Origin of the sequence: Neotamlana nanhaiensis (genome assembly GCF_000943555.1) — a bacterium.
Lineage (GTDB): Bacteria > Bacteroidota > Bacteroidia > Flavobacteriales > Flavobacteriaceae > Neotamlana > Neotamlana nanhaiensis.
In genome coordinates, this window is record NZ_JTDV01000010.1 from 20,252 (window position 1) to 45,301 (window position 25,050).

Genomic DNA, 25,050 nt, shown 5'->3' on the forward strand with positions numbered 1-25,050 from the left:
ATTCTTAATGACTACCCAACAAATTCTTGAAAAATTAGTATCGTTTCCTGTTTTAGGTGGCGATACTAATTTAGAAATTATTAATTGGATACAACAATATATAGAAAGCTTTGGTGTTACCACGTTTTTGGTTTACAATAACGATAATACCAAAGCTTCTTTGCATTGTAGAATTGGGCCAGCCGTGGGTGGCGGAGTGATTCTTTCGGGGCATACTGATGTGGTTCCCGTGAAAAATCAACCTTGGGACACCAATCCGTTTGAGTTAGTTGAAAAAGCTGACGGTAACCTTTACGCTCGCGGCAGTTGCGACATGAAAGGCTTTTTAGCCTGTTGTCTTGCGACCTTGCCTAAAATGGTAAAAGCCAACTTAACAAAACCTATTTATTTTGCCTTTTCTTATGATGAAGAAATTGGTTGTTTAGGTGCCGAAGATTTAATAAATGACATTAAATCTACATACAGCGAAATACCAAAATTTGCGATTATTGGTGAAGCCACCATGCTACAGCCTATAATTGGTCAAAAAAGTATTCATATTTTAGATATTACCGTTAACGGTTCCGAAGGTCATAGCAGTCGCATAAACCAAGAAGTAAGCGCCATTCACGAAGCCGCAAAAATTGTACTTTGGGCAGAAACAAAAATGGAAAAACTGGTTAAAACGAGTAATGACGTTCGTTTTAATCCGCCACACTCCTCGCTTCATGTTGGTACTATAAATGGCGGAATAGCTGCAAATATTATCGCAAACAACGTCACACTTTCGTTAGATATGCGATGCTTACCCAAAGATAACCCCAATAAACTACACCAAGATTTAATAAACTTTTGTAAAGAACGAGAAACCATAAAACGCGCTATTTTCTCAAATTTTACAATTAAAGTTGAAGAAAACCATCGGATTGTTCCTGCTTTTAGTACTCATGAATCTTCTGAAGCCGTTACATTAATTGGAGAAATTACAGGAAATTATAACTGGAATACAGTCTCGTATGCTTCTGAGGCAGGCTATTTTGCCAATGCAGGTTTCGAAGCCATTATTTGTGGCCCTGGCTCTATTAAACAAGCGCATCGTGCCAACGAATTTATTTCGAAAGACCAATTAAATAAAGGCACCGCAATGATAGAAGCCTTAGTTACTTATTTGGAAAAATAAGGTTTTAATTTATATGGAATATTCCTTATAAACCTAGTCATGTTTAAAACTCATAAAGACTTACTTTTCTAGTTTTCTTAAAAAAAAAATGATTGCTCAAAGAGAACAATCATTTAACTTTTTGTAATATAAACAATTACAACTAACAATTTTGTCTTACTGAGGCATTAGAAGAAATAAACTTATAATCAGTACTTTGTAGCATCTTTTTATATAACTGTTCATTTACAGTTACAGGGACTTCTAAATATGGAAATTGAATATGATAGGAATTACCTTCTTGACTCAGTACTTTAACTTTTACAGGCTTTGTTTTCATAATCCGATATTCTAAGTATTAAACCATAAAAAATTTTATATCTGCGTTCTCTCAATAGTTTTTTCACCATTGGTATTTTCATTATCCTCTTCTGGAGGAATAATATATCTATAATTGTCATTAAAAAAATGTTGTCTCAAGGCTTCCATTTGCTTCATCTTATCATCTATATTGGGTATTCCAGACTTTAAACCATTAGAAAAAAAGTCATTTATGGAAAAATTATTTGAGAAGAATTGTTTAAATATAGAATCATGGTTAGTAAAAGTATTTATATCTGGTGATTGAATCATTGAAAAATGTTTTTCCATCAAAGATTGCATCCTATTAAAAGCACTATCGGTGTCTATACTTTTCATATTGCCCGATGAGGACCAACTATAAATACTGTCAAACCTTTTAAGATTCCCATTCTCATCAAACTCCTTATTAACCTGCCATGATCCCTTAGGAACAATTTCCTCTTTATTTCTTTCTAACCCTGAAGAATTGTTTTTTTTCTGCTCACTTACTTGACCATCACAACTGAAACTTAAAAAAGCCAAAAGCAGTAATAAAATATTAGCTTTCATATCTATACGTTTAAAAATTGTTAATGAATAAAATGAATGATCAAGAAAGAGTAATATTCTTCCTTGATCATTATATGCTTACTAAGAAATAGTAATCTGTTTAGGAGGTTTTTGCTTTGCCTCTTCCTTCTTAGGCAGATGAATACTTAAAATCCCATCGTTATACCTGGCTTTAATCTTATCTTCATTCACGGTTTCTGGTAATGTAAATGATCTTTTAAATGAAGCATATCCGAATTCCCGCCTATTAAAGTTTTCATCTTCGAATTGATTCTCTTCGTTAACCTGAGTAGAAATAGATAATAGTTGATCCTCAAGATTAATTTCAAAATCTGATTTCTTCATACCTGGAACAGCCATATCAACAAAGTAAGCGTCAGAGGTCTCTCTGATATTAACTTTTGGAAGTGTCATTCCGGTATTAAAATTTGAAGTAAAAACTGATGGTAAGTCACGATTAAAAATCTCATCAATCCAACTTGACCAACTTGGAAAGTTTAAATTTGAATTAGTGCTACTTAAACTTCCATTTTTAGGAACATTAATTAAATTGCTCATAATAATAAAATTTTAAATTAAACAAAATTTCAAAAATGAAATCCATTATGATTCCATGTAATCAATTCAAAAAAAATGCCATTACAATAAAAATGTCAAAATGACATTATTTTATGATTGGTGTCGCACAAAACACCACAACGTGTATAATGCATTGCTCTGAACAATGGATATATCTTTATTTACTATCTTAGCAAGAACGCAACAAACCATACACGAACACGTTTAGCTAAAATCGAGGTAATCAATATTTTCAATTACAAAAAAATAAGCTTAACTTTCCCCAAAAAATAAGCCTATGCAACTCGAGCTTTTAGTAGAAAAGTTTCAGCAAAAAGATGAAAAAGCTTTCGAAACACTTTATAACATGTACAGCGAAAGCATGCATGGTGTTATTTTTAATATCGTTAGAGACAACGATATTGCACAAGAAGTCATGCAAGACGTATTTATAAAAGCATGGCATAAAGCAGATACCTACTCGTCTAGCAAAGGGCGATTTTTCACCTGGCTTTTAAACATTTCTAGAAACGCTGCAATAGATAAAACGCGCTCTAAGGCCTTCAAAAAAAGTAAACAAAACCTCGACTCCGATTTTTTCGTAGATATTTTAGAAACCAATGATAGTTTAGATAATAAAACCGATGCTATTGGTATAAAAAAGTTTGTAAGCAAGCTTGCCGAAAAATGTAAATCAGTAATAGAACTGCTTTATTTTAAAGGCTATACACAAACCGAAGCATCAGAAACTTTAAACATGCCCATTGGTACTATAAAAACTAGAAATAGAAACTGTATAAAAGAATTAAGAAATTTAGTTTTAAACTAAAATGGAAGAGATAAAAAATTATATAGAATCCGGAATATTAGAAATGTATGTAGCCGGTGCACTTTCTGAAAAAGAAAACAGAGAAGTGTATCAAATGATGTTGCAACACCCCGAAATACTTCAAGAAGTTTTAGAAATTGAATCGGCAGTTGTAAAATTAACCGCTTCGGTTGCACCAACAGATCAAATTACATCATTCTCAACTATACGAGAACGATTAATTGATGGTGGAAATAACTCGAAAGTTATCTCTATAAATAAACCTAAGTACAATTGGGTTACTTATACAGGTTGGGCTGCATCTATTGTTCTTGCTGGTGGCTTATTATGGACATTAAGTTTAAACAAAACTTTAGAAAACGATATTAAAGTTGCCGAAACGCAGCAAGAATTGTTAGAAACTCAAATTGAAAAATCTAAAAATAGCTTAACAGAAGCCCATACATTAATTAGTGTTTTACGTGATGACAACATTACCCAAGTACCACTTGCTGGTCAAGGTAATTTCGCGAGTACCTACGCCAAAGTGTATTGGGACAAAACCAAACAGCTTATATTTTTAGATGCCCAAGGTTTACCAGAACCTCCTGAAGGCAAAGTTTATCAAGTTTGGTCATTAACTCTAGCGCCTTTAACACCAACAAGTTTAGGTACCATAGATAGTTTTACAACCGATGAAAACAAAATTTTTGAAATAGAAAACGCAAACGAAAGTGAAGCATTTGGTATTACCCTTGAGCCTGCTGGCGGAAGTGAAACACCAACCATGGAACAATTGTATACGCTTGGTGTTGTTGAATCGTAACATTTTTAATTTTGAACTTTTTATAAATCTATTTTAATTTCTTATTATTTTTAATTAGTTCCATTTTCCTGATTAAAATAAGTTAAAATTCATTAGTTTTATAAAATCTCTTCCTAAGACAGAAACATAAATTGATAAATGGAAAAAAGTTATCGAAAATCTGGCTTTTTATTGCTTCTTATTATTCCTTTAATGCTTGTTGCATTTTACCCAAGTTATTTTAAATATTTTCCCGCGTTTAAAAATAACATGTACAAATACACTCATGTACATACAATTATCTCGGTTGTTTGGGTTTTAATTTTGATATGCCAACCTTTTTTAATAGTCAATAAAAAATATAAGTGGCATAAAATTTTAGGTAAATCGACCTATATCATTTTTCCATTATGGATAGTAAGCTTCTTTCCAATGATGTATAATCTTTTTCAAAGAAAGATGTATTACAATCTTGTTTTTCCTATTGGAGATCTTATCATATTGATAATACTTTATGCACTCGCCATAAAATATAGAAAAGTACCAAGTAAACACATGAGGTATATGATTGCCACGTCACTTGTACTCATAGATCCAATAATAGGTAGAATTGCTTTTAATAATTTACCTTTTGGTTCTTTAGCGATGCCTATAGCATATGCCCTAATGAATGGTATCCTATTACTTTTAATATGGATGGATTATAAAAATAAAAAAGACTACTCGCCATACATACATGCTTTAATCTGTTTTATTTTGTACCATATATCGTACTTTTTGGTTTACTATATAATTTAAAAACGGAAATATTTCTTATTTTACACATAACCTTTAACCGAAAGATAATATCAAACCTAAGTACTTGTTGATATTTTTATGGAATCAAAAAATCTTTTGAAATTAATACTGACATGGTTAGCCTCTTTGATCCTTACCTTATTTTTTTATTACAAATGCCTTAAATAAAATAATTCAAACTAATCAACCCGATAAAATTGTTACTAATCGTGGAATTATGATTGCCACAGGCATTTTTCTATTGCTCGCAACAGGGCTTTTTTTATATAATAAAACGGTAATATTAGGAACAACTCTATTATCACTTTACATGACATTTATCTTATTTATTCACATGTATAAAGGCAAACCATACGAGTTAATATTCCTAATCATCATAGCAACAATTTTTGCGTCTTATTTAAGAAAACCTAAGTTTTTTTAGAACATAAACCCTATAAATCAAGAAAGCGCTGATTTATTAACTAAACCAACGCTTTCACCTAACAAAAAACCTAAAAAATCAAACGCTTCGTTTAGGCTTCTTTCTCATCATCATCTATCTTTATTTCAACAATATTATTTTTAACTTAAAATCGGTATGTTACTAAACCTTTTATAAAAAAAGGTGTTCCTGGTGTAAAGTGTATTTCTTCAACGGATGCTGGTTCGTTTTGTAAACGCGATTCTGTTGCAAATTGTGTTTCATTCCAAGCCACATCAAATAAATTTTCAATAGCTACACCAAAGGTGACATTGTTCCATTGGTAATTAGCATTTATATCGGTTACCAAGTAACCTTCAGCAACAATGCTGTTATCTTCATTTGCTGGTCTATCATCAATAAACCTGTAGCGAATACCTCCGGAAAAACCATCTAAATTATTTACAGCCAAACCACCTGCCATAGTAAAGTTTGGCGCTAACGGAATGTAGTTTTCACCTTCAGGATCTTCGGTACTTCTTGCATGTGTTAAGGTAGCATCGGTATCGAAAAACAACCAATCGGTTAACTGGTAACGTAAGCCTAAATCGAGACCGTAACGTTCTGTTTTTCCGCTTGGTTCAACAATACCTGCATCACCCACATAAACAAATTCTTGCTCTAAAAACAAATACCATAACGCTCCGTTAAACACTAAGTTTGAAGTTGGTTTCCAAACTGTTCCAAAATCTGCACCATAAGCTTTTGGTAAAATATCGCGTCCTTGATTACTAACCACCACACGCGTATCATTGGAGTGAAACCCAATACCCGACTTTAAATACCATTGTAAATTATCTGTGGCATTATAAAAAAAGTTTAATTTTGGGCTTACAGTCGATTTATGCTCGGTAGCATTAGAATATGTTGGTTGTAACTTATCGTTGTACATAAACGTAAAATAATCGAAACGTAAGGCCGGAGCAATGGCAAATCTTCCCATTTCAAATTTTGTATTAACATAAGCGCCAATATTCGTTTGGTTGATATCTCCCAATTGTATTTGCTCTAAGGTTGTAGTTCGGTTAAGTGTGTGAGACAACTCGGTATCTGCTGCCACATCGTGTCTTAAACTCAGACCTGATGTTAAACTAAATTCGGTATCACCTAAAAATGTGTTGTAGTTTAACGCCGAATTAATTCCGAAAATATCTCTGTTTTCCTTTTGTTTTATTTGATCGCCATTTTCTGGATCTTCTAAAAAGAAGGTAAAGTTCGAATATAGCTCAAACCCATAATGCGAGTAAAAAGCATTGGTTTTAAAGGTGGTATTATCCGATACGTTTTTGTTGTATTCTACATTTAAATTGGTGCGTTGCGTGGTTCCGCCCTCGGTATCGTCTATCGCTCCAAAGCGTGAAATATTACCATTATCAACTTCGCGTTGCGGAATTTGCCCTGACGCATCCCAACGACTCGTAAAATGCGATGCCGTTAAGGTTAATTTATCGTTGTTTGGCGAAAACACCACGTATTTACCAAAAAGATTTAATCGGTTAAAATTTTGAGGTGATTCGAAAGGGCCATCACCTTGCAAATATTCAACAGCCATATAGGCGTTTTTATTTTTTTCTTTTTCTAACAAGTCTATCATGCCCAGTGTTCTAATGGTGTTAAATTGCCCCACTGAAAACGTGACTTGACTATCTTCTAAATAATCTTTTGTTGAAAAATCGACATAACCCGCCGTTGTAAAATCGCCATGATTAGCGTAGTAGGTACCTTTACCAAAATCTATTTTACTTACCGTTTCCGGGATTAAAAAGTGTAAATCGCTATAACCTTGCCCGTGTGCATGCGATACCATATTTACGGGCATACCATCTACATTAATTGAAATATCGGTACCGTGATCGATATCGAAACCACGTAAAAATATCTGTTCTGCTTTACCTCCACCAGCATGCTGACCAATAATTAAACCAGGTACTTTTCGTAATACATCTTGCGATGAATTCACAGGATTGGTATTTAAATCTAATCTTGCAATGGTACTTATTGGGTTTTGTTGTTCTTGTAAAACCATTTCATCTAACTGAAATAATTTTTCCTCTAACACAATCGTTAAAACCTCTGTTTCATTTAAAGCTGCAATAGCAACTATGTTAGTTTTATAGCCTAACAAACCTATTTTAAGCGAGTCGCCAACGTTAGAATTTTCAATAATAAACAATCCGCTTTCTGAAGTATGCGCATGTGTTTTCGTATTTAAATTGTAAACATAAGCGCCTTCTAAAGGTTGGTTGGCTTCATTTTTTACAACGCCTTTTACTTGCTGCCCTAAAGTGACCTGAGCCATGAACAAAGACAAACAAATCGCTATGAATTTTAGTACTTTCATTTTTTAGATTGATGTTAGATGTTTTTAATTTCTTTTGCCGTTACCGGACCGAGCTCAAAAGTACTTTCTTCCAATTCCTTTTTTAATTCTTTAACTTTTTTTAACATGCCTTTAGCTTTATAAATTTTCGCTAAGTGTAAAATCACATCAGGTTCGTGAGTTTTACCAATAACGTGCGTCTCCATAATATCCAAAGCATCATCAACTTCGCCATGGTTAAAGTATGTCCACGCTAATAAATCGTACGACTGCGGCGTTGGTCTATTTTTAACCTCAATGTGTGCATATTTTAAGGCTTTCGCCGAAGCTGTGTCGTCTTCAGCAAAAAGCAAAACGTTGTATTTGTTATACATATCGCCATACATCGGATTTTTTACAGCATTGTAATAAGAAGTCAATTCGTTTTCCTTTAAAACATCATCACCCTTAAAATCGGCTATTTCGGCTTTTAGTAAATGATAATCTGGCGCATTAAATTTGGTGTTTATGCCCTCAAGAATTCGTAAGGCTTCATTTGGATTTTTTTCATGAGAATATACAATCCAAGCAATTCCTTTTTTGGCGTAAGCATCATCCGGATTTAGCTCAAGTGCTTTTAAATAATGTGCATACGAATCGTTAATTCTTCCGGCGTGACCGTAATAATCGGCTAAATTAGTATAGACCCATTGCTTAGTTCCAGAAATGTTTGATGCTTCGGCAATTGCTTTGGCTTGCTCCATGTATTTTATAGCAGCGTCTAAATTACCACGATGGTCGCTCCATTTAGATAATCTTATTAAATAATCGAAATCATTTGCTTTTCTAATTGTTTCAAGATAAGTTTTGGCTACATCAAAGTTACCGAGTTCAAGGTGTACATCGAAAAGCATTTTTTGAGTTGCTCGTAAATTTTCGCCGTTTGTTTCGGCTTTTTTCAATAGCTCTAAAGCCTGCTTAAATTTATGTTGTGAAATATAATTTCGTGCTAATGCACACAAATAACCTGGCGTATTATAATCTGTTATTTCGTTAGCTTTTACTAGCTGTTTTTCGGCTTCAATTAGAGCATTAATATCGCCTGTTGTGCTGAATATAAGAGATTGAGATGCTGCAATTTTAGCTAAATAAGGAAATTGATTGGGCTCTTTTTCTAGCTTTTTTTCCCAGAATTTTAAATCTGCAGTTGCTAATTGCAACATCTCGTTCTCTTCACTCACAAAATAAGGCTCGTAATCCTTGGCATTGGTAATTTGTTGGTTGCTATTACCACAACTGTATAAAACAATTATTAGTAAAGCGCTTAATATTTTATATATTGGTGTCATGTGTTTGAGTTTTGTTGTTAGGATTTTTTTAATACTCTAAAACGAGACTTAAACAGCTCGTTTTAGAGTTAAAGGTATTACCATGGTGAGGCTAAGTATGGGAACGCGGGCAAAAAGGGTTTATCGTTTTCGTTAACATTATCGTTAGATAGTCCTGGATTTTCGCTAAAATCTTCACCTCCAAAAATTAGAAGTAATTCTACGGTTATAACATCATCGGCTAAGGCTCTACCAGTTAAAACATTAGTGCCATCATAAAATGTTGTTGTGCCATCTAGCGATACGTTTAAAACATCGGTAGCTAACAAACCTGTAAAGGCTGCAGCATCTTGCCCAAGGGCATTCATGTCGCCATCGTTTGCAAATGCTGGACTTAATCCCGTTAAATTGGTTTGAAACATACTTTGAAAGTTGCCACTTTGCTGCGACGGAATGGTAGTATTAAACATATCTTTACTATCTGATGAGACAAAAACAGTGTTTACGGCAGGTCGCCCCATTTGATCTTCTTGCATGTAAGTTCCAGAAAAATCTGGTTCCATTGGCATTTCCATCATAGTGTTATCATCATCATTCGAACAATTAAAGGCTAAAATTGACAATGCTATTGCGGTTATTATTTTTATAGATTTCATGTGTATTGTGCTTTAAGGTTAATTATTATTTACGTTTAGATTCTACCCAAGTGTTAATGGTTCCTGTACCACCAATCATAGATTTTGGCACTTCAACCACCACCGACATCACATTTGTTCCAGCAAAAGTATCAGCTCCTGGCATATTAAAACTTGTAGCATTTCCAGCAATAATTTCACTGTATTGCGCGAAATCCATAAAGAATGGGTCATCTCTTGGGCCAGCAAAAAAGCTCATTCCATTGCTAGTTTCTATTGACGGATCACTACCGTATGCAGAAATATATACCCAACCAGTATATGCTGCAGACGTTTCAACAACACTATTTAATCCTGTTTGCGAAGGTGCTACCGGACCAAAAAAGTACATTTTACCATCTCTTGGTAATGCTTGAATAACTAAATCTTCAACATTATCGCCTGTGTTATCGATGTTGAACTCAATCATAACATTTTCATCAAAAGTTGCCGAACCTGTGCTAGCAGGACTCAACAAACCTTGTAAGTTGGCTACAAACGCAATATTGTTGGTGTTTTCACCTTGAAAGGCATAAAAATCGGTAATATCGCTGCTACCGCCTTGAACTGCCGGCGCATCAATGTGGTCGGCTGCTAAAATGAAGCCTACAACGGTGGCTACGGCTCCAATTCCTAATAGTTTTTTTAAATTTCTCATAGTTTTTGAGGTTTTGTAGTTAATATTTTTTGAACTCTCGCAAATACCTACGGAAAATATAAATGAGTGGTTTTGTTAAAATTTTGTTAATGAAATGAATTTACCTTCAAAAGGAATCAATCACCATTACAACAAGTATATTTTATTTAGTAAATTAGCTATGTTTAAACCATAGGATAATTCATTCTAGCCCTTTAGTATATCGTTAATGACAATACATAAACTTTCAGTTATTATACCTGCCTATAACGAAGCAGAAACCATTCACAACATTTTAAACAAAATAAAATCGGTAAAACTTATAAATAACATTGAAAAAGAAATTTTAATAGTTAATGATTGCTCAACAGATAAAACTAAAAACGCCATTAGCTCCTACATTTCTGTAAACCCAGATTTACCAATTAGTTATTTTGAGCATGAAATTAACCAAGGTAAAGGAGCAGCCTTACACACTGGCATACAAATGGCAACAGGAGATGTTTTAGTAATACAAGATGCAGATTTAGAATACAATCCTGAAGAATACAACGATTTATTAAAACCTATAATAGACGGTTTTGCAGATGTTGTTTATGGTTCTAGATTTATGGGAAGCAAACCTCATAGAATATTATTTTTCTGGCACACCATAGGTAATAAATTCCTAACATTTTTATCAAATATGTTTACCAATTTAAATTTGACCGATATGGAAACATGTTACAAAATGTTTAGAAGCGACATTATTAAATCTATAAAATTAAAAGAAAAACGATTTGGGTTTGAGCCAGAAGTAACAGCCAAAATTTCGAAAATTAAACACATCCGTATTTATGAAGTTGGTATAAGCTATTACGGTCGAACTTATTACGAAGGAAAAAAAATAGGCTGGAAAGATGGCTTTAGGGCAATTTGGTGTATTTTTAAGTATCGCTTTAATTTTTAAAAATGAAAATAAGTCATTTTAAATCTATATTCCTTTTTTTTCCATTACTTATACTTTATATTTTAATTGCTTTTTTAGTAATTGATAATGGTTTAGGAGGAGACCAAGCACGCTACCTTCAATACGCAGAAAATTTAATAAACGGCACTTATGCCATTGATGGCGCTTTATTTTTATGGAATGGCCCTGGATATCCGTTATTACTGGCTCCGTTTGTATTTTTAAATGCATCCATAGTGTTTTTAAAAAGCCTAAACATTATTTTTATTTTTTCTGGTGTATATTTTTTTCATAAAACTTGTTTAGAGTTTTTCAATAAAAAACAAGCCATAATTTGTAGTTATATTTTAGGGCTATATTACCCCAATTTATTATTCTCATTAAAGTATATTTTAACAGAAGGGTTTGCTTTTTTTTTAGCCTGTGGTTTATTGTTTTACTTAACAATTGCAATTAAAAAAGGTAAACGAAAACATATTTTAGTAGCATCGATATACTTAGTATTATTACTATTAACAAAGGTAATTTTTGCTTATGTAATCTTTGGATTAATTGGTATTTCACTATTTGCTTTAGCCATTAAAAAATTTAAATCTCCGGCTAAACGAATTTTAATAATATGTGTATTTGCAAATGTATTATCGCTTCCCTATTTATTTTACACTTATACTTTAACCAATAAATTTCCCTACTACTCCAATGCTGGAGGCCAATGTATTTATTGGTTAAGTACACCCTACGAAAACGAACAGGGCGAATGGGTTTTAGCAAGCGATAAATATTTTAAAACCAAACCACAATATAAAAATCACAATACATTTTTAAGTTCAATAAGCAATTTAAAACCTGTTGAAAAGGATGCGTCATTAAAAGAAAAAGCAATTGCTCAAATAAAGCAAAATCCGAAAAAATTCGTTAAAAATTATATTTCAAATATTAGCCGATTGTTTTTAGATATACCTAATAGTTACACGCCGCAAAATATTGGTTTTATTTTTTATGCAGTTCCTAATAGTTTTGTTTTTGTGTTTTTATGCCTAAGTATTCTTTTTAATTTTTTAAACTTAAAAAAACTTCCGTTTAGTATCCTCGTTATTTTAACTTTTGTGTTAATATACCTTTTTGGAAGTTCTTTACTATGTGCCTATCCAAGAATTCTTTATCCTATTCTTCCTTTTCTTTTTCTATGGATCTTTTACTCTACGTTTAATTTTAAAACAAAAAATAATTTTAACATATAAACTAAAAATTCCACTATAATATCTAAAAACACTACTTTTATATCCTAAACCCTATTACTACAATATGAACCCTTCGGCTTCTGGTTGGATAAAAAAACTACTTAAAAACTGCGATAGTAATCATCCTGTTTTTTTGTTAGATGAAGATGCGCTTTACAAGAACCTTAGGGCTTGCGGATTTATATATGGAAGCAACCTACATGTTATTGAAAAGGTTTTTGAAAAAAGCGATTTTACCGAAGAAGAAATCTGTAAAATAAACCTGTGTTTGGCCCTACTTTATATTCACAATAAAGCTGAAACCTCAACCAATTTTACCGAAAGTGTTATTAATTTTTACAACAGCGTAAATGAAACGAAAACAACATTTTTTAAAGCTTTACTAGGTGAGAAAAAAACAACCGAACAGCTAGAAAAAATCTTTCATAAGCGTGTACAAATAGACAACAATATTGTTACCAAAAACTTTAAATACTTTATTGTTAATGCGCTTTTATTTGTTGATGTTTTAGGTTATAAACGTTATTTGGAAAATGAAAAAATTTCGGTTGATTATTTAATTAAAATTGAAGAGTCTATTGCTGCTATATCATTAAATGTACTAAACTCTAAAGCCGAAAAAAACCAATACGACGAGAGTTTAATTAAACTTTTTGAGTCTTCGTTACGCTATTTTGATAGTGATACCAACGATTATAATAAAGCCATTTTAAATATTAAATCGCCACTTGAAAAACAATATTTATTAGATTTAGCGTGTATGGCCACTTGGACTGATAAAGTTATTGACATACAAGAGCAAAAATTTTTAATTACACTGGCGCGTGATTTAAATGTAGAAAAATCGGTTTTAAAATCTTCAATAATAACCATAAACTCATTTTATACCGAAAACAAGGACAATATTGCCTTATTAAGCTCCAAAAATATTGTACAAAGCTTTTATGATAATTCTAGTAAAATGGTTACCAAACTTATATCTAGAAACAAAAAACGTTTGTATAAAGAACTGTTAGATAGCAAAGAGCTAATGGTTTTACTCACACAATCTACAGTGCGCGATTTAACTAAAGAAGAACAAAAAAAAGTACAAGAGCAGTTATTCGATATTTTTAAAAGCATCCCAAGCTTAGCTATTTTTATGCTTCCTGGTGGCGCTATTTTACTGCCTTTAGTTATAAAATTTATACCTAAACTATTGCCATCGGCCTTTGATGAAAATCGGGTTGAAGAAGATTAAAAATTTATGCGTCTTTTACTTTTTTTTGTTTTACTGCTAAATCTGCCATAAAAAAAAGTTAAAAGTGGGAACGTGGAATTACACATATTGGTATTATTGTCAAAAATAAATCCAAAAACGGAAGACTAAATTTAATAGTTCATAATATTGGAACAGAACAAGTTCTAGAGATTGTCCGTTTAATTTTAAATTTATTGAACATTATTAAATTATAAGTCTTGCTTTTTCTTCTAACAAAATTGTAATTTGGGATTTTAATTAAATGCTTTATTATGAAGATAAAAATTACCTTAACTTTCCTACTTCTCAGCCTTTATGTAAATGCTCAATACAATGATTGGACAAAAGCAACAGTTCATTTAATGAATAATGAAATATTTGATGGTCATGCTAGATTAGCTATGCTTAATGCCAAAGAATTGTTTAGCTCAAAGGAGAAGTTACGTTTTGTAAATTTTGAAATCAAACAGCGAACAAGTACAAAGTTTAGTCCTGAAGAAGTTGAAAAAATCGTTTTTGAAGTAAGTGAAAAAATTAAAGGAAGAAGGATAAAAAGGAAAGCGGTTTTTGTACCAGTAATTAAAGAAATAACTAAAAAAAAGAAAATTTTGGGTTTTGCTGAAATTGTAATTGACGGAAAGGTTAAACTTTTTAAAAGAACTGTTTATGGTCAAAATAAAATTTATGAGGAGTCATTAATTGCTAAAGAAGGTGAAGCTGTGATTCCTTTTAACTATATTGAACTTAAATCTTTTAAAAACCGTGCTTCAGAATATTTTAAGGATTGTCCGAATTTAGTTTCAAAACTTGAAAACAAAAAGTATAGAAGAAATGATTTAGAGGAAATAGTAACTTTTTACAATTCTAACTGCGCCAAATAATCATAATGTTCACCTTCACCAATCAATTCACACTTTAAGCCAACCGTTTCGCAGGCTAATTTTAAGGTGTCAAAATCGAGATACAACCATTTCATAGGTACTTCTTTTTCGCCTTTGTAACTTAAAAAATAATCAAGTTCGCCGTAGTAGCTCGCATTCATATCTTGCCAATAACCGCCGTCGTCATCTAAATACATATATTTAATATCGGATGAATCGATTAAAATTTGTCCGTTAGGCTTCAATAAACTTTTTAAATGCGTTAAATATTTTGATACTTGGGTGAGCTCTTGAAAAATTCCGGTGCCATTCATTAGTAATAAAATGGTGTCAAAGGTTTTGGTTTCATTCAAAACATTTAAAACTTCAGCTTGTTTAACACCGCGTTGTTTAGTCACAGTTATAGCACCTTCCGAAACGTCGATAGCTTTCACAGCAAACCCTTTTTTTTGAAGGTATAAACTATGGCTTCCGGCGCCGCAACCAACATCTAATATGGTTCCTTGGCATTTTTTTAAAGCCTGTTGTTCAAGTTTAGGCATTTCAGAAAAACTTCTAAACAAATAAGGAAGCGGCAATTCATCTTCATCAGAAATACTTGTTGATGTTATAATGTCTTCAGTGTAATTTCCGTTTTGGTAATCGATTAAGGCTTTTCCGAAAATATCTTTCATAGGCTGTCATTGCGAGACTTTTTTAGTCGTGGCAATCTGTTAATTTAGTGTTTCAATTTTGAAGATTACTTCAGTCACAAACTTCGTTTGGGTATTTTCAATCAAAATATATTTTGATTTTTGAATAGTCTTCGTAATGACGAAAAACAGTATTTTTGTATCATGCAAGACATCATAAATAACCTTCCAAAGCTCGCCAAAGATAAGCATAACGAAAACAAAAAGTTCTTTGCTAAGCTTAAAAAAAAGCCGCCAAAAAATTTAGATTATGTGATGCAAGAATTACATGAAGATGAATTTGAGCGCACCGATTGCCTACAATGTGCCAATTGCTGTAAAACCACAGGGCCGTTGTTTACCGATAAAGATATTGAGCGTATTGCGAAACATTTTAGGTTAAAACCGCAGCAATTTATAGACCAATATTTGCGCATTGATGAGGAAAACGATTATGTACTGCAAAGCGTGCCTTGTACCTTTTTAGATGCCGATAATTACTGTTTAATTTACGATGTACGCCCTAAGGCCTGCCGAGAATTTCCGCATACCGACAGGAAAAAATTCCAACAAATAGCCAACTTAACACTTAAAAATGTTGCGATTTGTCCTGCTGCTTATAACATTGTTGAAGCTATGAAACAACAAATAAAATAAGATACCGTTTTTTTATACGAACCTTAACATACTTAAACAAAAAATTGGCAAAAAATAGGTAAATTTAGCATTTAAACTATGCTAAAATGGAAACCTTAATTAATTACTTTGAAACCATTCCGTCGTTGCATCGCAGTATCATTATTGTTGGTGGTTTAACCTTCTTTTGGTTACTAGAAGGTGCCATACCGCTTTTTAATTTCAATTATAAAAAATGGAAACATGCGGTGCCAAATATATTTTTCACCTTTACAACCATACTTGTTAATTTAGTTTTAGCCTTTTTATTATTAAAATCATCCGATTGGGTAATGGCAAATAATTTTGGCATTTTAAATTGGTTACCCGAACTTAACATTTGGATTTATGGTATTTTAGGTATTTTTTTAATGGATTTTTTTGGCGCATACTTACCGCACTTCGTGGAACATAAAATCCCGCCACTTTGGATGGTGCATTTAGTACACCACTCCGACCACAAAGTAGACACCACCACCGCTAACAGACACCACCCCATAGAGAGCGTTATTCGATTTATTTTCACACTTTTAGGCGTTTTAATAATTGGTGCGCCAATCGCTATTGTAATGATGTATCAATCACTTTCGGTGGTTGCTACGCAATTCACACATGCTAATATTAAACTACCGAAAAAAATAGACAAAATAATGAGCTACCTACTCGTTTCGCCCGATATGCATAAAGTACATCATCATTATGTTTTACCTTACACCGACTCTAATTATGGCAACATTTTTTCGGTTTGGGACAGGCTTTTAGGAACTTACATGGAGCTAGACCGCGATAATATAATTTATGGTGTAGATGTATTTCCAGATGAAAAAGAGAACAGTAAAATATCGAGTTTATTAAAACAACCATTTCAAAAATATAAACGCCCAACAATAAAACCAAAGGAAACTTGAAACTATTAATTTGTACAAGCTTAGCTTTAATTTTAATGAGTTGTAATTACAATAATACCGATATTCAAGGGCATCGTGGTTGCCGTGGATTAATGCCAGAAAACACCCTACCGGCATTTAAAAAAGCCATCGCCCTTGGGGTGCACACTTTAGAACTCGACGTGGCAGTAAGTGCCGATAAAATTGTGGTAGTTTCACACGAACCATTTTTGAGTAGAACCATTTGTTTAGATGCTGAAGGACATAAAATCCCGAAGGAAGATGATATGAAATATAACTTATATCAGATGACTTTTGATAGTATTAAACAATACGATTGCGGATTAAAAAAACACCCAAGATTTCCAGAGCAAGAAAAATTGAAAGCCTACAAACCTTCGCTTGATGAAGTTTTTAAACTCGCAAAACAGTTAAATCCCAACATAAAATTCAATATTGAAATAAAAGCCAAACCCAAATACGATAGTGTTTTTACGCCTAAACCTAAAGAATTTGTTGCCTTAGTTTTAAACGTAATTGAAGAAAATAACGCTTTCGCGGAAAGTAATTTGCAAAGTTTCGATTTGCGTATTCTTGAAGAAATTAAACGGCAATCTCCCAAAATGAAAGTCGCTATTTTAGTTGATGAAGATGAAAACATAAACGAGAAACTGAAACAGTTAAGTTACAAACCCGAAATTGTAAGTCCGTATTTTAAACTCTTAAACAAGCATACAGTTGAAGCTTTACAAACAGACAATTTCAAAGTAATACCTTGGACGGTTAACAAATCCAAAGACCTCGAAAAAATGATTGATTACCGAGTTGATGGCATTATTACTGACTATCCCGATAGACTAATTAATATTTTAGAGTAAGAAACCTATTGGTCAGGGTGAACGCAGGCGAAACCCAATCAATTTTTTCTTAAAAACATTCGTGAATCCGAGGCAACACAAATGCCGTTTAATCCACAAAAAAAGCTTCCAATTCACTTCCTAACTTACTAATAGGAACATTACTTAAATTACTAACAATGGCAATTACGACGTCCTCTTCGGGATAAATGAGTAATAAGGTTGAAGCACCAACACCGCCACCAGAATGACTGTATTTAGGTGAATTGTTTTTGGTGTTGTACGAAAAGAATCCAACGCCATAATGCGTGCTTTTTCCTGTGGTAAGAATTTGTGGTGTTACCAATTCCTTTAAAACTTCAGGTGAAATAATCTTCGGATGAATCATTTCGTTTCCAAACTTCACTAAGTCTTCCGAGGTTGATAAAAATCCGCCACCAGCAGCTTTAAATTCATTGCAAACCGTTTTTCCTTGATAAACACCACCACTTTTTCTTTTCATATAAAATGTAGTTCTATTCGGGATTATCGAATCGCAATAATCTAACAGCGTGTGTTCCATTTTTAAAGGCTCGAAAATGGTTTTTGCGGTGTAGGTTCCAAATGGTATTTTAGCAACTGTTTGTATCACTTCACTCAACAAATTCCATCCGTAAGTACTGTACTTAAATTTTGTTTGCGGCTCAAAAAGAAGTCTATCATTTTTAAAAATCGAAATGCCTTCCGAGATACTAAGTTTTTTGTTCAATAAAAACTCTCTGCCTCTGTAATGCCTTATGCCGGCTGTATGTCCGCCAACTTGTCTTAGCGTAAAGTCGTATGCTTTTTTAGGGTAGTTGGGCAAATACAGATACAAACTGGAATCTAAATGTATCTTTTTTGCATCTACCAAAGTTGCTAAACTAACGGCAGAAATCGATTTAGAAATACTAGCAATACGAAACAATGTAGAATCTGGCGACACCTTAATCTTGTTTGTAATATCGGCGTATCCAAAACCTTCAGACCAAATCAGTTTTCCATGTTTCGATACCGAAATGGCCATTCCAGGAACCTGTTCTGTAACCATAAACCGTGCAACACTTTCTTGAGGCGTTTTAGGTTTTACCTGAGTTGTACTAACCGTACTTTTACAAGATAGCGCAACAATGAACAAACCTAAAAGCGCATTAAAAGCAGGTTTTCTCATTAATTTTCTATTCATAAATTAAATACTGCGCTCTAGTCTTTTTGAATTTTTTTAAACCGGTTTGCCATGTGGCTTTTATTTCAGTTTCACTTAAACCCGATTCAATTTGCTTTTGCAACGTTTTAGTACCCGACAGTTTTACAAAAAAGTTATTGAAAAATTTAGCTTTATCGGAGGTGTTTTGGTAAGCATCAATTAACCACGATAAGTTTAAGGTGTTTAATGTTTTGTACTTGGTTAAATCACTGCCGTGGCATAATTCATTTTGATACTTCGGGTATTTCGCGCCTTCATTAGGTTGCGGCGTAAAACTGAATTTAAACACGTTAGTATTTAAAAACGGACTACCAAATATTTGAAATTGTGTTTCTGTACCTCGACCAGCACTTACATTGGTGCCTTCAAAAAAGCATAAACTTGGGTACAAGTTTATGGCTTGGTCGTTAGGTAAATTCGGACTTGGTTTTATGGGTAAACTATACGTTTTATTGTGGTTGTAATGTTCCATAGAAATTACAGTTAACTCACATGTAACGGCATTTTTCAGCCATTTTTCACCGTTAATCATTTTTGCATACTCGCCAATTGTCATACCATGCACAATAGGAATTGGGTGCATACCTACAAAACTCTGGTTTTCTATTTCTAAAATAGGGCCGTCTATGTAATGACCATTCGGATTTGGTCTATCAAAAATAATAACAGGAATTTTAGCTTCCGCGCAAGCTTCCATAACATAATGCAAGGTAGAAATATAGGTGTAAAAACGTGCGCCAACATCTTGAATGTCGAAAATAACTAGATCTAAATCCTTCAATTGATCTGGTTTTGGCTTTTTATTGCTCCCGTAAAGCGACACAATTGGTAAGCCTGTTTTGGTATCAATACCATCTTTAACCACCTCGCCAGCATCCGCTTTACCACGAAACCCATGTTCTGGCGCAAATACTTTTTTTAAATCAATTTGTAATGCCACTAACGAATCTACCAAATGCGTGTAGCTTCCTTCTTCAGCTTTAAAAACAACACTCGTTTGGTTGGCAACAACACCAACGCGTTTACCGTTTAATAAAGGTAAATAGCGTTCGGTTCTGTTGGCTCCAACAACAATATTGGTGTTTTGGGTAACTTGATCCTGTGGTTCATTTTTTAAAACTGTTTCGGTTTTCGAGGTTTTGTCCTCCGATTTCGACAAGTTTGCACACGAAATCATGACCAAAACAAATAATAAAACTGTATTTTTGATAACTTTAAACGGCATCATATATTTTGAATTACGAGTATTTTATAGCTAAACGCTTAATTGGTAGTAAAGCGTATAAAAGTAGTGTTTCGGCACCAATAATAAAAATTGGTATTGCTGCCATAGCCATAGGCATTGTGGTGATGATGATTGCCATTGCAACCGGTATTGGGCTGCAACAAAAAATACGCGATAAAGTGGTTGCTTTTAACGGGCATGCCACTATAACGAATTACGATAGTAATAACTCGCAGGAAAGCGTTTTTCCTATATCAATCAATCAAGAATTTTATCCAGATTTTAAATCGGTCGATGGCGTTTCGCACGTTCAAGGTGTTGCCGCAAAGTTTGGCGTAATTCGTACCGAAACCGATTTTGAAGGTGTCGTTTACAAAGGTGTTGGGCAAGATTACGACTGGCAATATTTTAAAGAATTTTTAATTGACGGCCAACTGCCCAGTTTAGAAAAAAAATGGAGCGAAGAAGTTTTAATATCGCAGTATTTAGCCAACCGATTAGGCTTTAAAGTAGGCGACGAATTTCAAATGGTTTTTGCAAAAAACGATCCCGAAAAACTTCCTAATTACCTAAAATGTAAAGTTACGGGTATTTACAATTCAGGGTTTCAAGACCTTGACAAACAGTATTTAATAGGTAATTTACGTCACATTCAACGCTTAAACCAATGGGAAAGCGACCAAATTGGAAATTTTGAAGTGTTTATCGACGATTTTTCCCAGATTCAAGAAAAAGGCATCGAAATACATCAAAACACGCCATCAACATTCAACACCATCACCGTTACCGATAAATATGCTAGCATTTTCGAGTGGTTTACCATATTCATAAAAAATATAAACGGCATTATAGGCATCATGATACTAGTGGCGGGCATTAACATGATCACCGCGCTACTCGTTTTAATTCTAGAGCGCACCCAAATGATAGGCATTTTAAAAGCCCTAGGAAGCAACAATTGGAGCATTCGTAAACTATTTATCTACAACGCATCCTATTTAATTTTGTTAGGTTTGTTTTGGGGCAATCTCATCGGTTTAGCACTGCTATTTGCCCAAAAATATTTAAAACTTTTTCCGCTCGATCCAAGTGTATATTACGTTACCGAAGCACCCGTTTACATCAGTTTTGGTTACATTTTAGCGTTAAATGTTGGCACGCTCGTGTTGTGTTTAATTATGCTTTTGGTACCGTCGTACATCATCACAAAAATATCGCCGGTAAAAGCCATAAGGTTTACCTAAATTTGGGCGTTCCCTAAGGGGCGGGCTTTCACTACTCGCTTCACGCTCAAGCGTGAGAGCTCAAACATGCCGTTCAATCCCTAACGTGCTGGCGAACTCCAAAGTATCTTTACATTTTCAGAAAGCAAAATCAATAAATAAAAATTATCAAATCAATACCTATAAATAAATTTTGTTTATTTCAGTATTTAAAATAGATTTCAAAATCCGAATAAAAATTTCAATACTAATCGTAAATTTGACTTCAGAAAAAAAGAAACCATATGAAACTCGTATTATCGCCTGCTAAGTCATTAGATTTTGAAAGTGAATTACCAATAAACACACACACCGAAGCACAATTTTTAAAACAAGCCGAACGCTTAAACAAACTTTTAAAAAAGAAATCGGCCAAAAGTTTATCGAAACTCATGAGCATTTCCGATGCTTTAGGGCAATTAAATTACGAGCGTAATCAAAGTTGGGAACTTCCTTTTACAGAAGACAATGCACGACCTGCTGCCTATGCTTTTAATGGCGATGTTTATAAAGGTTTAGATGCTTACACCATTCCTACTGACAAAATAGACACGTTTAAAAACACCGTTCGTATTCTATCAGGATTATACGGCATTTTAAAACCAACCGATTTAATACAACCGTATCGCTTAGAAATGGGCACAAAAATGCCTGTTGGAGTAAAAAAGAACCTTTATGAATTCTGGAAAAAAGACATTACAAAAGCATTAAATAACGAACTTGAAGACGACGAGCTATTTTTAAACCTGGCTAGTAACGAGTATTTTAAAGCTGTTGATACAAAAGCATTAAAAGTACCTGTGATAACTGCCAATTTTAAAGATTTAAAAAATGGCGAATACAAAGTTATTTCGTTTTTTGCTAAAGAAGCTCGCGGACTCATGGCACGTTATATTGTAGATACAAACGCAAAAACTATTGATGATTTAAAAGGATTTAATTACGAAGGCTACGGTTTTAGCGAAAGTATGTCTAAACCAAACGATTTAGTATTTATTAGGTAGTATTATTTAGGTGTGGCTTTGTGACCAACGCTTATTTTTTTCTCAATAGACGGTCTTTTTTTAATTCGTGGTCTTCTATTGCCAAAAGTACCTCGGTGTATTTTTCCTCGTTTTGTTTTTTTATCGCCTTTTCCCATTAAAAGTTGTTTCTTTATAAAGTACAAAAAATAACAACGCAAGTCAAATTTTATACGTGTTTAAGCATAAGCATCCATACGATCCTTTTATTCAGCCTGATACAGAAAAACTCATTGTGGGCACTTTGCCACCTCCGCGATTTTCAATGGGAGAACTTTTAGAAAAAGATGTCGATTTTTGCTATGGCAGCTACTACAATTCACTTTGGCTGTACATTGATAAAATTCATAATCTAAACTTACGATACGACAACTCTACAGAAGCCGTACAACAGCGCAAAGATTTTTTAATAACACATAAAATTGGGGTTTGTGATATTGTAGCAAGTTGCGAACGCGAAAAAATTGATGCTTCCGATTTGGGTATGACGAACATTAAACTACGCAATATTATTGGCCATTTAAAACAAAATCCTAATATAAACACCTTACTTTTTACAGGTGGAAACAGTAAAAATGGTCCAGAGTATTTCTTTAGAAAGCATCTTAAAGAACATGGTTTAAAACTTGAATTAGTCAACAACGAAACACCAAGAATTCACCAATTTTCGCTACCTGTCATTGCGACTGAAGCGAAGCAATCTGCACAAAAAGAAACTATCATTACTAACACAGCCGAGGAATCTCATCAAAAATCACGAGTTATCAAAACCGTATCGTTAACATCTAGTTCTGGTGCAGCCAATATTTCAATCAGTAAAATCCCGCTATACCGACAATTAAAAGCTAAAAACCCCGATTTTAATACGTTTGCTTTTCGGGTTATGCAGTATCGCGAGTTTTTTTGAGCAAAGCTTATTTAAATTAAATTCGAAACCTTTTAATAGGTTGAACTAAGCCTTAAAAAACGTAATTAAAATTCTTTCGACTGCGCTCAAGATGACAAGCAAATAATCTATTAAACTTTTAGTTACTCTATTTTTAGTTTTATCTCGAACTCTAATTTATTTAGGTTCTCGTAAAATCTTTTCCATTTTACGGCCTTTGGCTAATTCGTCAACAAGTTTATCTAGATATCGAGTTTGTTTGGTTAACTCGGTTTCAATATCTTCAATTCTATAACCGCAAATAACACCTGTAATTAAATACGCGTTAGCATTAATTTTGGCTTGTTTAAAAAAGGTTTCAAAGGTTACTTTTTCGTTAATTAACTCTTGTAATTTGGCCTCATTAAAACCTGTAAGCCACTCAATTACTTGGTGTAACTCTTCAACCGTTCTACCCTTTTTTTCAACTTTAGTCACATAATGTGGGTAAACCGAAGAAAATGTCATGCTCGCAATACGTGCGTCGTGTTCTGGTGTTGTTGCCATAATTTTATTATTTAGTTGTGTTTTCAATATCACTAATATGGTGTTCTAAGGCTTTTACCGATATTTGAATTTCAACAACCAATAAAGCCAATGAAACTATTAACAACAATAAAGCCATACCAAACACCCAAACCGCAACGTTTTGCTGTTCAATATAAATTAAAAACATAGTTAACACGCACAACAACAAACTGCTAATGCCAAAAATTTGCATATAGCGCGTTAAATATAAACGGGTTTTAATATTTTTAATTTGCACCATTAAAACGGAATCTTTTTCTTTTTTATACTTATCGTGCAAACTTCTAATTACCGATGCGTATGCCAAAAACCTATTGGTATAGGCCAGCATAATTAACGAAATAGCTGAAAATAGTAAAGCTGGTGTTGTTAAGGTAAGTTGTTCCATAACTTATTTTTTGGTTTGTTTGTATTTATCATGTAAACCTATGCCGCTTAAAATTAGAGGTGTACACTTTTCTATTCGTGCAGTTCTGGTTTTAGCTTGTTTGGGTTGCGAAAAATAAAGAATATACCCACGCTGCCTACCAGGTGTTAAACTTTTGAAAGCCGATTTAAAATAGGGATCATCTTCAAATTTTGCTTCTAATTCTTCAGGAATGGGTTCGGGATTCTTTTTAAATTCAATTTGTAAGCCTGCCTTTTCTGCTTCAATAGCTTCAAAAATATAGGCTTTTATATCAGCTTCAATCGATTTAATATCATCTAAATTAGTAAACTTAAATAATCGTACAGCTTGAGAGTTTTCTCCTGGCTTCTCTAAAAGTTGTTTTTCATCGGCGAGTAAAGCACCTTTAAAAAAACCGATAGCACAATAATTTTTTAACGCAGTTATATTTAAAACATTTTTACCATTAAAGGTATAACAAGGCACGCCCCATTTACAGGTTTCGGTGAGGCCACATTGCAAAACAATGTGCCTTAACAATTGGAGTTCCCTTTGCCATGTGTGTATTTTACAATCGGGTGTCGCCCCAAGCGGACATCGACCACATCCCTCAATAAAATAATTTTCAACCGATGTATTCATTATTCTAATTTA

Annotated in this window: 27 protein-coding genes; 14 read left to right on the plus strand and 13 right to left on the minus strand. The window is 33.4% G+C overall.

What is annotated here, in order from left to right; all coding sequences use genetic code 11:
• Positions 1-7 precede the first annotated feature (7 nt).
• Entirely contained in the window at positions 8-1,159 is a 1,152-nt protein-coding gene (argE, locus tag PK35_RS10585; protein WP_044626699.1) for an acetylornithine deacetylase, read from the plus strand.
• 354 nt (positions 1,160-1,513) lie between these two features.
• On the opposite strand, the gene PK35_RS10590 is transcribed toward argE, so the two are convergent.
• Both PK35_RS10590 and PK35_RS10595 read right to left on the minus strand, forming a co-directional pair.
• Positions 1,514-2,050, minus strand: coding sequence for a hypothetical protein (locus tag PK35_RS10590; protein ID WP_044626700.1), 537 nt, complete (start codon positions 2,048-2,050; stop codon positions 1,514-1,516).
• A gap of 81 nt (positions 2,051-2,131) precedes the next feature.
• Positions 2,132-2,608: an Hsp20/alpha crystallin family protein gene (locus PK35_RS10595; RefSeq protein ID WP_082048575.1), complete on the minus strand. Its 477-nt coding sequence runs from the start codon at positions 2,606-2,608 to the stop codon at positions 2,132-2,134.
• 298 nt (positions 2,609-2,906) lie between these two features.
• On the opposite strand from PK35_RS10595, the gene PK35_RS10600 reads away from it, so the two are divergent.
• The 3 genes from PK35_RS10600 to PK35_RS17610 all read left to right on the plus strand — a co-directional run bounded on the left by PK35_RS10600 (position 2,907) and on the right by PK35_RS17610 (position 5,019).
• Entirely contained in the window at positions 2,907-3,437 is a 531-nt protein-coding gene (locus PK35_RS10600) for an RNA polymerase sigma factor (RefSeq protein WP_044626701.1), read from the plus strand.
• Between the two features lies 1 nt (position 3,438).
• Positions 3,439-4,242, plus strand: a complete 804-nt coding sequence (locus PK35_RS10605; RefSeq protein ID WP_044626702.1) for an anti-sigma factor — start codon at positions 3,439-3,441, stop codon at positions 4,240-4,242.
• A 438-nt stretch (positions 4,243-4,680) separates the two neighbouring features.
• The gene (locus PK35_RS17610; protein WP_157841065.1) at positions 4,681-5,019 is read left to right on the plus strand and encodes a hypothetical protein; all 339 of its coding nucleotides are present in this window, start codon (positions 4,681-4,683) and stop codon (positions 5,017-5,019) included.
• Between the two features lie 569 nt (positions 5,020-5,588).
• On the opposite strand, the gene PK35_RS10615 is transcribed toward PK35_RS17610, so the two are convergent.
• From PK35_RS10615 to PK35_RS17970, 4 genes are all read right to left on the minus strand, one after another.
• A complete protein-coding gene (locus PK35_RS10615; RefSeq protein ID WP_044626704.1) occupies positions 5,589-7,823 on the minus strand; it encodes a TonB-dependent receptor in 2,235 nt (744 codons plus the stop codon).
• 14 nt (positions 7,824-7,837) lie between these two features.
• On the minus strand, positions 7,838-9,130 hold the full coding sequence (locus PK35_RS10620; protein WP_044626705.1) for a tetratricopeptide repeat protein: 1,293 nt from the start codon (positions 9,128-9,130) through the stop codon (positions 7,838-7,840).
• 77 nt (positions 9,131-9,207) lie between these two features.
• Positions 9,208-9,765, minus strand: coding sequence for a DUF4331 family protein (locus PK35_RS17965; protein ID WP_044626706.1), 558 nt, complete (start codon positions 9,763-9,765; stop codon positions 9,208-9,210).
• 25 nt (positions 9,766-9,790) lie between these two features.
• Positions 9,791-10,441 carry a DUF4331 family protein gene (locus PK35_RS17970; RefSeq protein ID WP_044626707.1) on the minus strand — a complete coding sequence of 217 codons (651 nt, stop codon included), beginning with the start codon at positions 10,439-10,441 and terminating at the stop codon, positions 9,791-9,793.
• 208 nt (positions 10,442-10,649) lie between these two features.
• Between PK35_RS17970 and PK35_RS10635 the strand changes: the two genes are divergently transcribed.
• The 4 genes from PK35_RS10635 (at position 10,650) to PK35_RS10650 (ending at position 14,731) form a co-directional block, all read left to right on the plus strand.
• Positions 10,650-11,369 carry a glycosyltransferase family 2 protein gene (locus PK35_RS10635; protein WP_044626708.1) on the plus strand — a complete coding sequence of 240 codons (720 nt, stop codon included), beginning with the start codon at positions 10,650-10,652 and terminating at the stop codon, positions 11,367-11,369.
• A 2-nt stretch (positions 11,370-11,371) separates the two neighbouring features.
• Positions 11,372-12,610 (plus strand): hypothetical protein, encoded by a 1,239-nt coding sequence (locus PK35_RS10640; protein ID WP_044626709.1) that lies wholly within the window; start codon positions 11,372-11,374, stop codon positions 12,608-12,610.
• 64 nt (positions 12,611-12,674) lie between these two features.
• The gene (locus tag PK35_RS10645) at positions 12,675-13,850 is read left to right on the plus strand and encodes an LETM1-related biofilm-associated protein (RefSeq protein ID WP_044626710.1); all 1,176 of its coding nucleotides are present in this window, start codon (positions 12,675-12,677) and stop codon (positions 13,848-13,850) included.
• Between the two features lie 272 nt (positions 13,851-14,122).
• Positions 14,123-14,731: a hypothetical protein gene (locus tag PK35_RS10650; protein ID WP_044626711.1), complete on the plus strand. Its 609-nt coding sequence runs from the start codon at positions 14,123-14,125 to the stop codon at positions 14,729-14,731.
• Here the strand turns inward: PK35_RS10650 and PK35_RS10655 are convergent.
• Positions 14,707-15,405 carry a class I SAM-dependent methyltransferase gene (locus PK35_RS10655; protein WP_044626712.1) on the minus strand — a complete coding sequence of 233 codons (699 nt, stop codon included), beginning with the start codon at positions 15,403-15,405 and terminating at the stop codon, positions 14,707-14,709. The two genes, PK35_RS10650 and PK35_RS10655, sit on opposite strands and share 25 nt — an antisense overlap.
• Before the next feature lie 162 nt (positions 15,406-15,567).
• On the opposite strand from PK35_RS10655, the gene PK35_RS10660 reads away from it, so the two are divergent.
• The 3 genes from PK35_RS10660 (at position 15,568) to PK35_RS10670 (ending at position 17,842) form a co-directional block, all read left to right on the plus strand.
• Positions 15,568-16,059, plus strand: a complete 492-nt coding sequence (locus tag PK35_RS10660) for a YkgJ family cysteine cluster protein (protein ID WP_044626713.1) — start codon at positions 15,568-15,570, stop codon at positions 16,057-16,059.
• An 86-nt stretch (positions 16,060-16,145) separates the two neighbouring features.
• Positions 16,146-16,985, plus strand: coding sequence for a sterol desaturase family protein (locus tag PK35_RS10665; RefSeq protein WP_044626714.1), 840 nt, complete (start codon positions 16,146-16,148; stop codon positions 16,983-16,985).
• On the plus strand, positions 16,982-17,842 hold the full coding sequence (locus PK35_RS10670) for a glycerophosphodiester phosphodiesterase family protein (protein ID WP_238320909.1): 861 nt from the start codon (positions 16,982-16,984) through the stop codon (positions 17,840-17,842). The genes PK35_RS10665 and PK35_RS10670 overlap by 4 nt, the downstream gene beginning before the upstream one ends.
• An 88-nt stretch (positions 17,843-17,930) precedes the next feature.
• Here PK35_RS10670 and PK35_RS10675 read toward each other — a convergent pair whose 3' ends face one another.
• Together PK35_RS10675 and PK35_RS10680 are read right to left on the minus strand one after the other, a co-directional pair.
• Positions 17,931-19,025, minus strand: coding sequence for a serine hydrolase domain-containing protein (locus PK35_RS10675; RefSeq protein WP_082048576.1), 1,095 nt, complete (start codon positions 19,023-19,025; stop codon positions 17,931-17,933).
• The gene (locus PK35_RS10680) at positions 19,018-20,271 is read right to left on the minus strand and encodes an exo-beta-N-acetylmuramidase NamZ family protein (RefSeq protein ID WP_202903832.1); all 1,254 of its coding nucleotides are present in this window, start codon (positions 20,269-20,271) and stop codon (positions 19,018-19,020) included. The genes PK35_RS10675 and PK35_RS10680 overlap by 8 nt, the downstream gene beginning before the upstream one ends.
• Before the next feature lie 8 nt (positions 20,272-20,279).
• On the opposite strand from PK35_RS10680, the gene PK35_RS10685 reads away from it, so the two are divergent.
• Both PK35_RS10685 and yaaA read left to right on the plus strand, forming a co-directional pair.
• Entirely contained in the window at positions 20,280-21,515 is a 1,236-nt protein-coding gene (locus PK35_RS10685) for an ABC transporter permease (RefSeq protein WP_044626717.1), read from the plus strand.
• A gap of 263 nt (positions 21,516-21,778) precedes the next feature.
• A complete protein-coding gene (gene yaaA / locus PK35_RS10690) occupies positions 21,779-22,537 on the plus strand; it encodes a peroxide stress protein YaaA (protein WP_044626718.1) in 759 nt (252 codons plus the stop codon).
• Positions 22,538-22,539: 2 nt separating this feature from the next.
• Here the strand turns inward: yaaA and PK35_RS17405 are convergent, their stop codons facing one another.
• Positions 22,540-22,674, minus strand: coding sequence for a 30S ribosomal protein THX (locus tag PK35_RS17405; protein WP_082048577.1), 135 nt, complete (start codon positions 22,672-22,674; stop codon positions 22,540-22,542).
• Positions 22,675-22,730: 56 nt separating this feature from the next.
• Between PK35_RS17405 and PK35_RS10695 the strand changes: the two genes are divergently transcribed.
• Positions 22,731-23,462 carry a uracil-DNA glycosylase family protein gene (locus PK35_RS10695; RefSeq protein WP_044626719.1) on the plus strand — a complete coding sequence of 244 codons (732 nt, stop codon included), beginning with the start codon at positions 22,731-22,733 and terminating at the stop codon, positions 23,460-23,462.
• Positions 23,463-23,618: 156 nt separating this feature from the next.
• Here the strand turns inward: PK35_RS10695 and PK35_RS10700 are convergent, their stop codons facing one another.
• From PK35_RS10700 to PK35_RS17530, 3 genes are read right to left on the minus strand one after another with little or no spacing between them, the layout of a single operon-like run.
• Positions 23,619-23,987, minus strand: a complete 369-nt coding sequence (locus PK35_RS10700; RefSeq protein WP_044626855.1) for a DUF2200 domain-containing protein — start codon at positions 23,985-23,987, stop codon at positions 23,619-23,621.
• Positions 23,988-23,994: 7 nt separating this feature from the next.
• On the minus strand, positions 23,995-24,396 hold the full coding sequence (locus PK35_RS17525; protein WP_044626720.1) for a DUF2721 domain-containing protein: 402 nt from the start codon (positions 24,394-24,396) through the stop codon (positions 23,995-23,997).
• Positions 24,397-24,399: 3 nt separating this feature from the next.
• The gene (locus PK35_RS17530) at positions 24,400-25,038 is read right to left on the minus strand and encodes a YdeI/OmpD-associated family protein (RefSeq protein WP_117624670.1); all 639 of its coding nucleotides are present in this window, start codon (positions 25,036-25,038) and stop codon (positions 24,400-24,402) included.
• Positions 25,039-25,050: the final 12 nt, after the last annotated feature.